Here is a 14,131-nt window from a genome sequence, read left to right as displayed (position 1 = left end):
CGCGTCGTCGCGGTCTGCCATTTCGGCTCGACGCACCGAGGAGAGGCCCAGATCGCGCTTACCGACAACGAGTACCACCTACCATCAGGCCGAATAGGCCCGATGGCGGTTTCTGAGATTCCCGGCCCACCAGCCCCGGTTGTCGACGACCTGCCCCAGGGTCTGGCCGACACCGTCGCCGACCTCATCGGACGGCCACGCGCCCGCGGCTGGATTCATCTGATCTCCGCGGTCACCGCCACGGTGGGCGGATTGGCACTCGTATCGGTGGCCGCGATCGCGTCGACGCCGAGGGCGGTCCTTGCGACGCTGATCTACACCATCACCATCGTGGCAATGTTCAGCGTCAGCGCGATCTATCACCGCAAGCACTGGCACAACCCGGTGGCGCTGAAATGGATGAAGCGTCTCGACCACTCCGCGATCTTCATCTTCATCGCCGGCAGCTACACACCGTTCGCGCTCCTGGCCATGCCGCCGCGCACCGGAGCCGAAGTGCTGACCATCGTCTGGATCGGCGCTGCTGCCGGCGTCGCGCTCAAGATGTGGTGGCCGTCGGCGCCCAGATGGGTGGGCGTGCCGCTATACCTCCTGCTCGGCTACGCGGCGATCTGGTTTGCCGGAACCCTCCTCGACGGCGGCGGTCCGATCGTCGTGTTCCTGCTCGTACTTGGCGGCGTCCTCTACAACGTCGGCGCGATCCTCTACGCCATTCGCTGGCCCAATCCGTGGCCGCATACTTTCGGCTATCACGAGTTCTTCCACGCCTTCACCGCAGCCGCGGCCATCAGTCACTACGTCGCCGTCTGGTTCGTCGTCTTGTAATCAGAGTGCGGCGGCGACGTCGAGCTGCAGCAGTTCATCAAGGACGCCCGGAAACGCATCGACGAGATCCCAGACATCGTCGACAAGATCGGGACACGAAATCACGCCGATCCCGAGCTTGCCGTCCAAGGACATCACCGTGATGTTCAGCCCGGCCCCGATCACGATCGGTCCAAACGGATATAGCGCATTGATTTCACAACCGAGGAGATACAACCGCTCCTGCGGACCGGCGACGTTGGACAGCACGAGGTTGTGTACCGGCCGCTCGGGCAGCGGCATGTTGCGCACCAGTCTCATCACGGCGTTGAGCGCCTGTCCCGCCATCTCAGCCCAGTCCTGCAGGAGGGTCGGGGACATCGCCGAACCATGTTCCTTGGCGAGCGCGGCGCTTTCGGCAACGACGCCGAGCCGCTCCCGCGGATCTTCGATGTCGGTCGCCAAACGGCAGAACATCCACGTCGTCTGGTTTCGGCCGGGTCGGTTGGACTTCGCGCGCACAGACATCGGCACGGTTGCGATCAAGGGTGCGTCGGGCATTTCGTCGCGGTCAAGCAGGAACTGCCGCAAGGCTCCCGAGCACATTGCCGTCACCACATCATTGACGGTGATACCGAACCGGTCCTTGACCTTCTTGACGTCCAACAGGTCGACCTGGGTGAACGCGATATTGCGACGGCACGTGAACGGTGCGTTGAAGACGGTCGATGGCGCCGCGAACGGAGGCGCCATAGCCCGCCCACTGATTGCGCGCGCCACGGTGCGCGCGACGGTCATGGCCGTATCGGGAATCAACGTCACCATCCGCTGTGGGCGACGTAAGAAATCGACGAACCCCGAGGCAGCGATCTCGATGCGGTTCGTAGCACCAGGACCGTCGACCGGCGCAGGCGCCGGCGGATCGACATCGAGACTGCACAGCTGGAACATGAGGTCCGCTCCGGCCACCCCATCGAGTGCTGCATGGTGCGACTTCAACATCACCGCCAGCGCGTCGGAGTCATCCGGACTCTCGATCACCCACATCTCCCAGAGCGGGTGGGAACGCTCCAGCGGCAACGCGGCGATGTGCGCGCATACCTCCGCGAGTTCGGTCCGCCCGGCAGGCCGTGGCAGGCAGGCACGGTTGAGGTGGCGATCGAGTCGGAAGTTCTCCTCCTCGACCCAGACGGGATATGCGAGGTTCAGCTGGCTGTCGGCCAGCTTCATACGGAATTCGGGGACCGAATCGACTTGGACGGCGAGCGCGTCTGCGAACCGGTCGAATGTGTAACCACCGGGCATCGTGTGGGTGTCGACCTCGAGCAGACAACACACATTGACTGGCTGAGTGCTCGACTCCAGCTCCAGGAAGAACGCGTCATATCCGCTGAGTCGTTCCATGCCCACAGGCCCCCACCTTGTCGCGTGCTTCTACACGACAGCAGCGGGTCGTATGCCCCATTCGGCCGAGGCGCAAACGATGCCTGTTCAACTGGACAAAGGTCGCAGACTAACGTCGACCTCACTGACGATGGAGGTGCGCATGGCGGGGCGAATACCCTTGGTCGACTATCTGGTGCTCGACAACGAACCACATCTGGTCGCCCAGGAATGCACAGGGTGCGGCGCTCGCTACTTCGACCGGCGCAACGCGTGCGCCAACTGTTTTGCCACCGACTTCACGACGGTGCCGATCGCGACCGAGGGCACCGTGCGCGCATTCACGATCGTCGCCTTCGCGGCACCGGGGATTCCCACCCCGTTCGTCGCCGCGGTCGTCGATTGCGGCGGGACCCAGGTTCGCGCCAACCTAATCAACGTCGAGCCCGACGCCGAGCACGTCCACGACGGCATGAAAGTGCGGCTCGCCACCCATTCGATCGGCACCGACTCCGAAGGCACCGAAGCGATCGGGTTCGGCTTCGAGCCCGTCTCTGACACGAAGGAGCAACGATGAGCGCCAGCGATGAAGTCTGGATCCTCGGCATTCAGATGACCAAGTTCGGCAAGCATCCCGATCTCGACACGATCGACCTGGCGGCGCAGGCCGCGACGGGAGCGCTATCGGATGCCGGCGTCACGATGGCGGATATCGGAGTGATCGCGGCGGGCAACTTGATGAACGCGAGTGCCGGTATCGGACAACAACTTCAGAAGCAGATCGGCCAGACCGGAATTCCCGTGTACAACGTCGCCAACGCATGCGCCACCGGCGCCACCGCACTGCGGACCGCCATCATGGCGGTAAAGGCTGGCGAAGTCGACTACGGATTGGCCGTCGGAGTCGAGAAGCTGTCCGGCGCAGGCCTGCTCGGCGGCGGAGGATCGAAGAAGAAGGACGCCGACACCTGGACTCCTTCCGGCCGCTACGGCGCGGTCGCCCCGATCGACGGCAGGATCGGCACCGAGACCATGCCAGGGGTCTTCGCCCAGATCGGCATGGAGTACGGCCACAAGTACGGCGGCACCAGTTTCGAGTTGTTCGCCAAGATCAGCGAGAAGAACCACGCGCACTCGACCCTGAATCCGCTTGCGTCCTACCAGAAGCGGTTCACACTGGACCAGATCATGAACGACGTGATGATCGCGTACCCCAACACCCGTCCGATGTGCTCGGCGAACTGTGACGGCGCTGCTGCCGCGGTCGTGTGCAACGGCGCGACGCTGAAGTCTCTTTCGCTCGAACAGCAGCGACGCGCCGTGAAGGTGTCGGCGTCGGTGCTGACCACCGATCCGTACGAAGAGGGCTGCCAGGTTCTGCCGAACGTCAACTCGCTGACCCGCAAGGCCGCCGCCATCGCTTACGAGCAATCCGGCGTGGCTCCGAGCGAGCTCGATCTCGTCGAGTTACATGACTGCTTTGCCACGGCCGAACTGGTGCACTACGACAACCTGATGCTGTGCGAAGAGGGCGGCGCAGCAGACTTCTTCAATTCCGGTGCCACGTGGCGGGACGGCTCGACACCGGTGAACGTGTCGGGCGGGTTGGAGTCCAAGGGTCATCCCATTGCGGCCACCGGAATCGCCAACGTCTGGGAGATCTGCCACCACCTGCGCGGCGAGGCAGGCGACCGCCAGATCGCGAATGCGCGAGTCGGTCTTGCCCACGTCATCGGACTGGGATCCGCCTGCGGCGTCCATATCCTGGAGAGATCAGCCGCGTGAAGCCCTGGCGGTCGCGGATCCGGCGCTCGCGGGTCTGGCCCGCACGGCAACCAGGCCGCCGCCGATGACGAGGGCCATGCCGAAATAGGTGACGAGCGTTGGCCGGTGGTCCCAGACGATCCAGTCGATCAGCGCGGTGAACACAATAACGGTGTAGATGAACGGCCCGACTTTCTCTGCCGGGGCGTAGCGGTAGGCGACCACGATGAGGATCTGCGAGAACAGTTGCGCGAATCCAAGCCCGACCAACCACGTCCATGCCGACGCTTGAACAGGTCGCCAGTCGAGCACGGCGATGGGAACTGACAGCACGGTCGCGAGCAGGAAGTAGTAGAAGAGCACCCTGATCATCGGCTCGGTGGCACCGAGCCAACGGACCGACATCATGGCGACGGCCAGGAAGAGCGCACCTGCCAACGCGGACAACTCGCCGACGTTGAAGCTGTGGCCTTGTGGCTGCAACACCAGCAATATTCCGGCGAAGCCGATGCCGGCGCTGATCCAGGTCATTCTCGATATTCGTTGGCGTGTGACCACCCAGGCGATCAGCGGCATCCACAGTGGCGCGCTGTAGGTCAGCAGCGTGGCGTTCGCCAGAGGTATCTGGGTGATCGCGAAGAACAGGGCATACCAGCATGCCGTCCCGGTTGCCGCTCGCAGAATGTGCAGACCGATCTTGTCGGTCCGCAATGACGACCGGCCGCCGCGCAGCGCGACCGGCATCACGAACAGCAGGCATATCGCGTTCTGGAACAGCAGCAGTACGCCCGTCGATGTGTACTGTCCGGACACCTTTGCGAGGCTGCCTACGAGCGCCACGCAGAAGAATGCGGCCGTGGTAAGCAGTGCCCCAAGGATGAGGTTCTCCGGCCTGCGACCCACGCCGATGCCGGAACGCTCCAGATCACTCATGTGACATTTCTTCAGAGCCTGGGGTCACTGGCCGCCGAGCGCGGGCTCGGTCAACTCAGGCGTGGCGGTCCTGGCGTTCATCCGGTTGGTCTCGCGTTCCAGGATGTTGTTGAGCATGCGCGGCGCAACGACGTCGAGTGCACGTAGCGCGAGCGCCTTGCGGGGCGCGATGCGGATCGGTCTGGTGCTCGCGGCGGTCACCATCCAGTCGGCGGCCTCGTCGGCGCCCAGCGCCGCAACTCCTTGGTAGGCGCGGGTCGGGGCGATCATCGGCGTCGCGACCAATGGGTAGTAGATGGTCGTGGAGTGGACACCCGCGTTCCCCCACTCGGTGTCGATGACGCGACTGACGGCGCTCAGCGCCGCCTTGGATGCGTTGTAAGCGGCGAACATCGGGGACGATTCGGGCAGCACTCGCCAGGTGGCGATGTTGATGATGTGCCCGTCGCCGCGTTCGATCATTCCTGGGGCCAGGCCACGGATGAGCCGCAGGGGCGCGAAGTAGTTCAGCGCCATCACTCGCTCGACGTCGTGCCATCGGTCCAGCGATTCGGCCAGCGGCCTGCGAATCGACCTGGCCGCGTTGTTGATCAAGATGTCGACGGGGCCGACCTGCGCGACCACCATGTCGACCTGATCGAGATCGGCTAGGTCAGCACGAATCGCGGTGGCGTTGCCGCCGCTCGCGGTAATCCGGTCGACGACCTCGGCCAGCAGGCTTGCCCGGCGGGCCACCGCGATCACCGATGCACCCTGGGCGGCGAACTTCTCCGCAGCAACGGCACCAATGCCCGACGATGCGCCGGTCAACAGAATCCGCTTGCCGCGCAAGTCCACGGTCGCCGGGACCGGCCAACGGGGCATCGGACGCATCCCGGCCAGGCGCATCGCCCTCTTGATGTTCGGAACCACAGCCCCACCCCGTCCGGTCAGCGCAGAGACTGGCCGCTGCCAGGCACAATCTATGGCGCTGCGACCGTGCCCGCAGCAAATTGCGAATTGGCCGACATACCGGCCCACCTGCACTAGTGCGCGACTGCCCTCGCCTGCTCAAAAATTGTGGAGCTAAGGGGATTCGAACCCCTGACCTTCTCGATGCGAACGAGACGCGCTACCAACTGCGCCATAGCCCCTGATACCGGTAGCACAGGCTACCAGTCGCGGCCCGCCGGTCGAAACCGCGAGGCTACTGACCCGCCGCGCGCGGAAGGTCGAACTCGCGCGCGAACGGTGCGTAGTCCAGGTGCTCGAAGATCGGATCCTCATCATCGATCTCGAGCACCACCGAACCCGGCCGCCGCAGCCGTGACGGCACGACGTCGAATTCCCTGTCGTCGGTGTTCTCCACCCCGAGCCGTGACCGGGCCATCCGCTGGGCCCGACGGCGCCGCAGCCGCTCCTCGATGCGCGTCTGACGTCGTAGATAGCCCAGGTAGAACAGCGTCACCGCGCTGACGACGGCGCTCACCCACCACATGACCGGCGACAGCGTGTATGCCGCGGCGAGCGCGGCGACGACCACTACCGCCATGACGGTCAACATCCGCTTGCGGAACTTGTACTTGCGGGCACTGACCGCAGCCCCGGTCTTCGACTCGTGCCGGCGTCTGCGCGCGGCGCTCAGCGAATCGGCCAGCTGCAGTTCGGTGTCCGACGGCGCTTCCAGACCCGAGGAATCTGCGACGTACTCGTACTCGTCGTCGTATTCGTCGTCGGAACCGTCGGGTTCGGGTTCGCTCTCTTCCTCTTCGGTTTCTTCGGCTACTTCCGGAGCGGGTGCCTCGTCAGCAGTGCCGCCGAAATCCAGTGCCAGCTCATCGGTTTGGCTCTCCGCTGCTGTCCCGGTGCGCGCCGATGCCCCTACCGGTAGTGCACCGGAGGCCTCTTCGATCACATCCACGTCGAGGTAGCCCGGGTCCTCGTCCTGCTCGATATCCACGGCGGCGACCCGCACAACCGACCGTCGCGCCGGGGCCTCTTCGGCATCGTCGTCGAGGTCTCCGTCGACATCCTCGTCGGATGGCCGCCAGTCCGGGTCGCTGGCATGACCGGCCGCAGGCGACTTGCGCCGCAGCAGCCGTGTTCTGCTGTCGTTGAGAACCCGAGTCGCCAACGCCACGTCACTGGTGCGGCGCACTGCGTCTCGCTTGCTGATCAGCATTGGAACGAGCACGAACAGCCAGAGAACGACGAGAGAGATCCACAGGAGGGATTGGGGGATGCTTGGCATGTCGCCTGCTCCTTTCCCCGATAAGGCTAGGTCTGGTGACCTGCGCATCCGTGGATGGCGCGCCGAGACAATTACACACCTGTAATTCGCTGCTGACAAGCACCAACAGTCACACGTGTCACTTTTGCAACAGATTGACTCATATTCGAGACCCGCCGAGTGCGCGGTTTCGTCCGCAACGCGCCGGGGTCGGCGTATGAGGACGCACACTCGGGACAGAGGCCAGCGGGCACCTTACGTCCAGCTCGCATGGCCCTGACGCACCAGGACAGACGACGCCGAGCCGTTGAGTTCCTCGATGGTGATGGCCACCAGCAGGTGATCACGCCATGCGCCGTCCACCTCGAGATAGCGCCGCAGCAGGCCCTCCTCGCGAAAGCCGACCTTTGCCAGCACGGCGCGGCTCGCCGCGTTTTCCGGACGCACTGTCGCTTCGACGCGATGCAGCCGCACTGCGCCGAAACTGTGATCCACGCCCAACGCCAGCGCGGCTGTCGCGACACCACCACCCGTCGCGGAGCTGGCCACCCAGTACCCGATCCACGCCGACCGCAGCGCGCCGTGCGTCACGTTGCCGATCGTCAGCTGGCCGACGAACTGTCCGTCAAGCTCGATCACGTATGCCAACATCCGACCCTTGCGCGCCTCCGACCGCAGGCCGGAGCACACGGATGGCCATGACGTAATGGCATGCCGCACTTCCCAATCCGAGCCATTGGAGGGTTCCCACGGTTCCAGGTGAGCCTGATCGGACAATCTGAGACGACTCCACTGCGGCCCGTCGCGCAGCCGCACCGGCCGCAACCGCACCACGCCGGCGGGCACCCGCAGCGGACCGGCAGGCGACGGCCACCCCGGATGCATGGAACTCGAACGCCATAGGTTCATGACGGTGTGCCCGGAGTCGATCAGCCGCGCTGGGCCAGGAATGCGACGTCGACGATCTCGCCCGTGCGGATCTGCTCGGCCTCGCTGGGAACGACGACCAAACAGTTTGCCTCAGCCAGCGTCGCTAGCAGATGCGACGGCGCGCCGGGCACACCGCCAAGCGCCTGCACCAGGTATTCGCCGGTGTCCTGATCGCGCATCAGCTGTCCGCGCAGGAAGCCCTTGCGACCGGCCACCGAGCCGATCGGCGACAGGGTGCGCGCTTGCACGATCCGTCGGTGTGCCTGTCGTTTACCCAACGACAGCCGGATCAGCGGCCGCACCATCACCTCGAAGACCACCAGCGCGCTGACCGGGTTGGCCGGCAGCAGGAACACCGGAACACCGTCTCGTCCCAGCTGACCGAAGCCCTGAACCGAACCGGGATGCATGGCGATGCGCGCCACCTCCATCTCGCCGAGCTCCGCGAGTACGGCCCGAACCCCCTCGGCCGCGGCCCCGCCGACCGCGCCCGCGATCACCACCGCCTCGGCCCGATTGATCTGACCCTCCACGACGTCGCGCAGCGCCTTGGGGTCCGTATCGACGATGCCGACGCGGTTGACCTCGGCGCCCGCGTCACGGCCCGCCGCGGCCAGCGCGTAGGAGTTCACGTCGTAGACCTGTCCGTTCCCCGGCGTGCGGGAGATGTCGACGAGTTCGCCGCCAACGCACAGCACCGACAGCCGTGGCTTCGGGTGCACGAGCACGCGGTCCCGTCCGACCGCGGCCAGCAATCCCACCTGAGCGGGGCCGATGATCGCCCCCGCCCGCACGGCCACGTCCCCCGGCTGGACGTCGTCACCCGTCCTGCGGACATAGGCGCCCGAGCGCACACCACGCAGCACCGTCACCCGCGCGTCACCGCCGTCGGTCCATCGCAGCGGAAGCACCGCGTCGGCGAGCGTCGGCATCGGCGCGCCGGTTTGGACCCGCGCGGCCTGGCGTGGCTGCAGCCGGCTGGGAGTTCGCGCGCCGGCTTCGATCGAGCCGATCACCGGCAGGCTCACCTCACCGTCGGAGCCTGTCGCGGCTCTAACGTCGCTGTCGCCGCCATCGTCCTCGTCGCCGGTTCCCACGCCGAGCACGTCCACGCTGCGGACCGCATAACCGTCGATGGCGGCCTGATCGAACCCCGGCAGGGGTCGCTCGGTGACCACCTCTTCGGCGCACATCAAGCCCTGCGCCTCGGCGATCGCCACCCTGACCGGTCTGGGGGCCACCGCGGCAGCGGCTACCCGAGCCTGCTGCTCCTCAACCGACCGCACAAGTTGCCTTTCTCGGTGTCGGGGCGATCGCTGCGAGTCAGCAATCGATCAGCCCCAAGCGCTCCACCAGCCACCGCCGTAGCTCGGGCCCGTAGTCGTCGCGCTCCAACGCAAAGTCAACCGCAGCCTTGAGGTAGCCGCCGGGATTTCCGAGGTCGTGTCGAGAACCGCGATGCACGACGACGTGGACCGGATGCCCTTCGTTGATTAGCAGAGCTATCGCGTCGGTCAACTGGATCTCGCCGCCCGCTCCCCGCGGAACCCGCTTGAGCGCGCCGAAGATCGCGCGGTCGAGCACGTAGCGGCCTGCGGCGGCATAGGGCGACGGCGCGTCCTCCGCCTTCGGTTTCTCGAACATGCCCTTGACGCGCATCACGTTCGGATTGTTGGTATCGGTGACGGGTTCGACGTCGAAGACGCCGTATGCGCTGATTTCGTCGCGAGGCACCTCGATCGCACACAGCACCGAACCGCCGCGCTTGGCACGCACTTTCGACATCGTCTCCAGCACACCGGTGGGCAGCACAAGGTCGTCGGGCAGCAGCACAGCGATTGCGTCGTCGTCGTCGTTCAGGACGCTCTCTACGCAGCCGACGGCGTGGCCGAGACCCAGGGGTTCGGCCTGGATCACCGACTCGACCTTGATGAGCGCCGTTGCGCGGCGCACCTTCTCCAGCATCACGTGCTTGCCACGTGCTTCCAGCGTGCCCTCGAGCACGAGGTCCTGGACGAAGTGGGCGACCACCCCGTCCTTGCCCTCGGAGGTCACGATGACGAGCCGCTCGGCACCGGCTTCCGCCGCCTCCGCGGCTACCAGTTCGATGCCCGGGGTGTCCACGACGGGCAACAGTTCTTTCGGCACGGTCTTCGTCGCGGGCAGGAACCGCGTGCCCAAACCTGCCGCAGGGACGACCGCGGTGCGCGGAATCGGTACCTCGGGCCGTGTCATTGTTCACACATTAATGTCCTTAGGTCGGCAGAACCCCCCAAGGTCCGGTTTGGAGGCGATGCGTTGCAGCGAACAAAAGCCGAACTGCGCGAGGCGATACTGCTGACTCGCCGCGCGCTGTCGTTTGAAGAGCACGACCGCGAGGCGCAGGCGCTCGCAAACCACCTTGCGGCGCTGGTCACCGACGCCCAGACCGTGTGCGCATACGTACCGGTCGGGTCCGAGCCCGGATCCCTCGAGGTGATCGATTCACTGCGCCGCCGCGGCGTGCGGGTGCTGCTGCCGGTCACCGGCAGCACTGAGACCACGGGCGCCCCGGAGCCGCTGCAGTGGGGCGAGTACCGCCCCGGCGAGCTGATCGGAGCGCGGCATGGACTGCAGGAGCCTGCGCCACCGCGGCTCGGGGCCGACGCGATAGCGGAGGCATCGGTGATCCTCGTGCCGGCACTCGCGGTCGACCACGCAGGGGTCCGGCTGGGCCGCGGAGCGGGGTTCTATGACCGTTCCCTGCCCCTGGCCGATGCGGCAGCGCGACTCATCGCCGTCGTGCGCGACGACGAACTCGTCGACCGCCTGCCCGCCGAACCGCACGATGTGCGCATGACCCACGCGCTGACCCCGCACAATGGGCTTGTCACACTCGGCTGACTGTCGCCGGGAATGGCGGAGCCCACGTAGCGGTTCTAGCACTTGAGCCGGTAGAGTGCTAAGAAGTTTGACGATCTCGGAGGTTTTCGTGCCCACGTATTCCTATGCGTGCACCGACTGCGGCAATCGCTTCGATGAGGTGCAGTCGTTCAGCGACGATGCGCTGACTACCTGCCCCAAGTGCAGCGGTCGCCTACGCAAGCTGTTCGGCAACGTAGGCGTGGTGTTCAAGGGCAGCGGCTTCTATCGCAACGACAGCCGGGAAACGGCCAAGAGTTCATCGTCGACCTCAGCATCGTCGACGTCGTCGAATGGCTCCTCCAGCAGCGCGGAGTCCTCGTCGTCGGACAAAGCCGCCTCGACTGCGTCCAGCGACTCGAAGTCGGACTCCTCGAGTTCGAGCTCAAGCTCCTCGAGTTCGGCGCCGGCCGCCGCGGCTACGAACTAGTTATCCACAGGCGCGGCATCAGCCCGCGCCAAAACCCTCGGCTGCTGCCTAGTTTGGCGGTATGGGGGAATCGCTCAATCCGTCGGCGTTGAGTCGGATCGTTGGTCGCCTACGCCCTGACTGGTCGCGCACCGCGGCGGCCCGGCGGTTCGCAGCCGGCGCTCTCGTCATCCTGGCCGCTGTCGCGGCACTTCGACCCGACCCGGCGCACGAACGGACCGACATCGTCGTCGCCGCCCGGGATCTGGCGCCAGGGATCGAACTCACCGCCGCCGATGTCCGTCTCGAAACCCGCATGGCGACAACGGTTCCCGACGGCGCACAACGGGATCTCGCAGTGGTGGTTGGTGCGACGCTCGCGGGTCCGGCCCGCCGCGGCGAGGCACTGACCGATGTTCGACTGCTGGGTCCGAGACTGGCCGAGTCGGCGGCGGGCCCGAATGCGCGCATCGTTCCGCTACATCTCGACGACACGGCGCTGCTGGATCTGATCCGTCCTGGGGATGTGGTCGACGTGCTCGGCGCCGGAGACGACGCCGGCGTGGGTGGCGGCACCGAACCGCAGGTCGTGGCAACCGACGCGGTGGTGGTATTGGTGTCGCAAACGCCGTCAGGAGCGGGCAACGGAGGCGAACGAGTGGTGCTCGTCGCCCTACCGGCGCAGGACGCCAACGAGGTGGCCGGTGCGGCGCTCGTGCAGAGGGTCACCCTCACCTTCCACTGAACCGGACATCGTCCGAACAAGCATCGAGTTGACTAACGTTGCCTCTCAGCCAGAACACCCACGTGCAGGAAGGAAGCGAAGAGCATGTTGAAGGGCTTCAAGGAGTTTCTCGCCCGGGGCAACATCGTCGACCTGGCCGTCGCGGTGGTCATCGGTACCGCGTTCACGGCGCTGGTCACGAAATTCACCGACAGCGTCATCGAGCCACTCATCAATCGCATCGGCGCGGGAGGCGATTCCGACTACGGCATCCTGCGGATAAACATCGGCGGCGGCCAAGCCATCGACCTGAACATCCTGCTGTCCGCACTCATCAACTTCATTCTCGTCGCTGCGGTGGTCTATTTCTTGGTCGTCCTCCCCTACAACCGGCTGCGCAAGAAGGGTGAGGTCGAACAGGCGCAGGACACCGAGCTCAGCCTGCTTACCGAGATCCGCAACATTCTTGCCGACGGCGATGGAGCGTCCGACGGGCGCGCCGCAAGCCCAGGGAGCGGGCCGAGCCCGGATACTGCCGAGACGACAAGCGCCGACCGGAGTTAGCCGCACGGACCGCGAAAAACGGGAACAAAAGTCGCAGCGCCGGGGGCTACGCTAGAGGCGTCTCGTAACGACCAACGTGAGGTGCCGTCATGAACGGAGTGCGGGCAATCGTCGTATTGGTCTCAGCCGTGGGCGGGGTGCTCGCCATGGCGGCCGGTTCCGCGGGCGCAGACACCAAGAGCGCGCAGGAAGTCATCTCCGACCTCCAGCAGCAGGGCTATTCGGTCAGCATCGACCGGATCGGCACCGCATCGATGAACAAGTGCGTGGTGACCAACGTGCGAAGGTCGCAAGGACCACCCAACTGGGTGCCGATCCTTAACTACGACGACGACTACTACCCGTTTGTCGTCAGGCCGACTGCTTCGGTGACGGTCGACTGCTCTCGCTGAGACGTCCAACTGTGCGCCCGCGCCGTGCGCGCGACTGTTCGTGGCCGGTCCGAGCGTTGATTGATCCTGATCGAGACCCCTGGGAACACATTTGCGGGAATGAATCTCGACCGGAATCTGTAACAGATGGCAGACAGCACTACATGCCAGTGATGTAAGCAACTCCGAGAGGAAAACGATGAAGAAGCTCGCATGAACGCAATTACCTTGGGGGCCATGGCGTTCGCATTCCTGGGACTTGCTGGGGGTGCCAGCGCGGCTCCGCTGAGTCCCTCCACGCCGGGACACGGGCAGAACGTGGCAGGGCCGGTGTTTGATAACACCATGACCGCACCAAATGACTGTGGTGCTCGGGCCGGTGGACTACGGCTCGGGTACCTCTGCGACTAGTTCGTGGGCTTCGTACGAGCCGCTCCTGGAGTTGAATGGACGGCTCCGCGGCGCAATGCCTTACGAAGCAAAGCCCGAAAAAAATTCCGTCCCCGGCGTGATCGCCGGGGACGGAATTTTCAAACTCTGCAGATCACCAATCGCCGATTGCCGGGCCGACGGGCCATTCACCCTCGAACGCCGAGGCGGTGGTGCCCACGACGGCCTTAACGGTGTCACGGACGACCGGCAAATCAATTTCGCTGCCCTGCACTCCGAACGCGTTGATCTCGCCGGCGTCTGCGACACGCGCCTCGGAAGTGCCGCGCGCTAGACCGTAGTCATTGATGCGGATGACCGAGTTCTGGGAAGCCTGCCGGCTGGTCACAACCGGACCGGGTGAGATCTCCTCGACATCGGCGTTGGCCGTTCCGCTGCCAACACCGATGAAAGCCGCAGCGACGGCAAACGAGCCGAGGCCCACGATACCCAGCTTCTTCGAACTGCTAGTGAGGGCTTTGGCGTGTGCTGCCATCAGCATTCCCCTTTGAAAGTCGGGACCCAGGTCCATGTATGTTTTCAGGCCTTCACAGACTAACAGTGAAACCTGAGACGCGCGTGTCTAGGAGGGCGCTGAACAAGGCGGTTCTGAGACTGGCCGGCGGGACGGGCCAGGGCGCGAGAATTGGCGTGCTGTCGCTTGCGAGGGCGGGATCGTGGTGGGGATGGGCTCTCCGGGCCCGTGACTG

At 65.3% G+C, this 14,131-nt stretch carries 16 protein-coding genes and 1 tRNA gene; 8 read left to right on the top strand and 9 right to left on the bottom strand.

The features are described from left to right. Window positions 1-102: 102 nt before the first annotated feature. A complete protein-coding gene (gene trhA / locus CSQ99_RS26330; RefSeq protein ID WP_099041949.1) occupies window positions 103-825 on the top strand; it encodes a PAQR family membrane homeostasis protein TrhA in 723 nt (240 codons plus the stop codon). Here trhA and CSQ99_RS26325 read toward each other — a convergent pair whose 3' ends face one another. Continuing rightward, window positions 826-2,208, bottom strand: coding sequence for a WS/DGAT/MGAT family O-acyltransferase (locus tag CSQ99_RS26325; RefSeq protein ID WP_099041948.1), 1,383 nt, complete (start codon window positions 2,206-2,208; stop codon window positions 826-828). A 142-nt stretch (window positions 2,209-2,350) separates the two neighbouring features. Here CSQ99_RS26325 and CSQ99_RS26320 point away from each other — a divergent pair, with 142 nt between their 5' ends. Further along, a complete protein-coding gene (locus CSQ99_RS26320) occupies window positions 2,351-2,764 on the top strand; it encodes a Zn-ribbon domain-containing OB-fold protein (RefSeq protein WP_099041971.1) in 414 nt (137 codons plus the stop codon). Beyond that, a complete protein-coding gene (locus CSQ99_RS26315) occupies window positions 2,761-3,972 on the top strand; it encodes a thiolase family protein (RefSeq protein ID WP_099041947.1) in 1,212 nt (403 codons plus the stop codon). Before CSQ99_RS26320 ends, CSQ99_RS26315 begins: the two co-directional genes overlap by 4 nt. Here CSQ99_RS26315 and CSQ99_RS26310 read toward each other — a convergent pair. From CSQ99_RS26310 to CSQ99_RS26280, 7 genes are all read right to left on the bottom strand, one after another. Further along, entirely contained in the window at window positions 3,961-4,884 is a 924-nt protein-coding gene (locus tag CSQ99_RS26310; protein WP_099041946.1) for a DMT family transporter, read from the bottom strand. The genes CSQ99_RS26315 and CSQ99_RS26310 overlap by 12 nt on opposite strands. Window positions 4,885-4,908: 24 nt before the next feature. Continuing rightward, window positions 4,909-5,796: an SDR family oxidoreductase gene (locus CSQ99_RS26305; RefSeq protein ID WP_099041945.1), complete on the bottom strand. Its 888-nt coding sequence runs from the start codon at window positions 5,794-5,796 to the stop codon at window positions 4,909-4,911. A 148-nt stretch (window positions 5,797-5,944) separates the two neighbouring features. Beyond that, window positions 5,945-6,017: transfer RNA gene (locus tag CSQ99_RS26300), tRNA-Ala, on the bottom strand. 53 nt (window positions 6,018-6,070) lie between these two features. Next, the gene (sepX, locus tag CSQ99_RS26295) at window positions 6,071-7,114 is read right to left on the bottom strand and encodes a divisome protein SepX/GlpR (protein WP_099041944.1); all 1,044 of its coding nucleotides are present in this window, start codon (window positions 7,112-7,114) and stop codon (window positions 6,071-6,073) included. Between the two features lie 234 nt (window positions 7,115-7,348). Further along, window positions 7,349-8,002: a GNAT family N-acetyltransferase gene (locus tag CSQ99_RS26290; RefSeq protein WP_099041943.1), complete on the bottom strand. Its 654-nt coding sequence runs from the start codon at window positions 8,000-8,002 to the stop codon at window positions 7,349-7,351. Between the two features lie 20 nt (window positions 8,003-8,022). After that, window positions 8,023-9,309, bottom strand: coding sequence for a molybdotransferase-like divisome protein Glp (gene glp, locus CSQ99_RS26285; protein ID WP_099041942.1), 1,287 nt, complete (start codon window positions 9,307-9,309; stop codon window positions 8,023-8,025). Window positions 9,310-9,346: 37 nt separating this feature from the next. After that, on the bottom strand, window positions 9,347-10,258 hold the full coding sequence (locus CSQ99_RS26280) for a UTP--glucose-1-phosphate uridylyltransferase (protein WP_099041941.1): 912 nt from the start codon (window positions 10,256-10,258) through the stop codon (window positions 9,347-9,349). Window positions 10,259-10,321: 63 nt separating this feature from the next. Here CSQ99_RS26280 and CSQ99_RS26275 point away from each other — a divergent pair, with 63 nt between their 5' ends. The 5 genes from CSQ99_RS26275 (at window position 10,322) to CSQ99_RS26255 (ending at window position 13,013) form a co-directional block, all read left to right on the top strand. Continuing rightward, window positions 10,322-10,906: a 5-formyltetrahydrofolate cyclo-ligase gene (locus CSQ99_RS26275; protein ID WP_099041940.1), complete on the top strand. Its 585-nt coding sequence runs from the start codon at window positions 10,322-10,324 to the stop codon at window positions 10,904-10,906. A gap of 88 nt (window positions 10,907-10,994) precedes the next feature. Then, entirely contained in the window at window positions 10,995-11,354 is a 360-nt protein-coding gene (locus CSQ99_RS26270) for an FmdB family zinc ribbon protein (RefSeq protein WP_099041939.1), read from the top strand. A gap of 61 nt (window positions 11,355-11,415) precedes the next feature. Next, a complete protein-coding gene (locus CSQ99_RS26265) occupies window positions 11,416-12,078 on the top strand; it encodes an SAF domain-containing protein (protein WP_099041938.1) in 663 nt (220 codons plus the stop codon). An 84-nt stretch (window positions 12,079-12,162) separates the two neighbouring features. Then, window positions 12,163-12,621 carry a large-conductance mechanosensitive channel protein MscL gene (gene mscL, locus CSQ99_RS26260; RefSeq protein ID WP_099041937.1) on the top strand — a complete coding sequence of 153 codons (459 nt, stop codon included), beginning with the start codon at window positions 12,163-12,165 and terminating at the stop codon, window positions 12,619-12,621. Window positions 12,622-12,710: 89 nt separating this feature from the next. Next, a complete protein-coding gene (locus CSQ99_RS26255) occupies window positions 12,711-13,013 on the top strand; it encodes a hypothetical protein (protein ID WP_099041936.1) in 303 nt (100 codons plus the stop codon). 523 nt (window positions 13,014-13,536) lie between these two features. Here the strand turns inward: CSQ99_RS26255 and CSQ99_RS26250 are convergent. Beyond that, on the bottom strand, window positions 13,537-13,917 hold the full coding sequence (locus tag CSQ99_RS26250) for a hypothetical protein (protein ID WP_099041970.1): 381 nt from the start codon (window positions 13,915-13,917) through the stop codon (window positions 13,537-13,539). Window positions 13,918-14,131: the final 214 nt, after the last annotated feature.

The organism is Mycobacterium neglectum (assembly GCF_002591975.1).
In the GTDB taxonomy this organism is placed as follows: domain Bacteria; phylum Actinomycetota; class Actinomycetes; order Mycobacteriales; family Mycobacteriaceae; genus Mycobacterium; species Mycobacterium neglectum.
Note: the sequence above shows the minus strand (reverse complement) of the source record. Positions and strands in the feature narration are given on the sequence as shown.

What these genes read in the sequence shown, in the direction of transcription:
- trhA (WP_099041949.1), top strand. Translation starts at nt 103, where the DNA reads ATGGCGGTTTCTGAGATTCCCGGCCCACCAGCCCCGGTTGTCGACGAC.
- CSQ99_RS26325 (WP_099041948.1), bottom strand. Translation starts at nt 2,208, where the DNA reads ATGGAACGACTCAGCGGATATGACGCGTTCTTCCTGGAGCTGGAGTCG.
- CSQ99_RS26320 (WP_099041971.1), top strand. Translation starts at nt 2,351, where the DNA reads ATGGCGGGGCGAATACCCTTGGTCGACTATCTGGTGCTCGACAACGAA.
- CSQ99_RS26315 (WP_099041947.1), top strand. Translation starts at nt 2,761, where the DNA reads ATGAGCGCCAGCGATGAAGTCTGGATCCTCGGCATTCAGATGACCAAG.
- CSQ99_RS26310 (WP_099041946.1), bottom strand. Translation starts at nt 4,884, where the DNA reads ATGAGTGATCTGGAGCGTTCCGGCATCGGCGTGGGTCGCAGGCCGGAG.
- sepX (WP_099041944.1), bottom strand. Translation starts at nt 7,114, where the DNA reads ATGCCAAGCATCCCCCAATCCCTCCTGTGGATCTCTCTCGTCGTTCTC.
- CSQ99_RS26290 (WP_099041943.1), bottom strand. Translation starts at nt 8,002, where the DNA reads ATGAACCTATGGCGTTCGAGTTCCATGCATCCGGGGTGGCCGTCGCCT.
- CSQ99_RS26280 (WP_099041941.1), bottom strand. Translation starts at nt 10,258, where the DNA reads ATGACACGGCCCGAGGTACCGATTCCGCGCACCGCGGTCGTCCCTGCG.
- CSQ99_RS26265 (WP_099041938.1), top strand. Translation starts at nt 11,416, where the DNA reads ATGGGGGAATCGCTCAATCCGTCGGCGTTGAGTCGGATCGTTGGTCGC.
- mscL (WP_099041937.1), top strand. Translation starts at nt 12,163, where the DNA reads ATGTTGAAGGGCTTCAAGGAGTTTCTCGCCCGGGGCAACATCGTCGAC.
- CSQ99_RS26255 (WP_099041936.1), top strand. Translation starts at nt 12,711, where the DNA reads ATGAACGGAGTGCGGGCAATCGTCGTATTGGTCTCAGCCGTGGGCGGG.
- CSQ99_RS26250 (WP_099041970.1), bottom strand. Translation starts at nt 13,917, where the DNA reads ATGGCAGCACACGCCAAAGCCCTCACTAGCAGTTCGAAGAAGCTGGGT.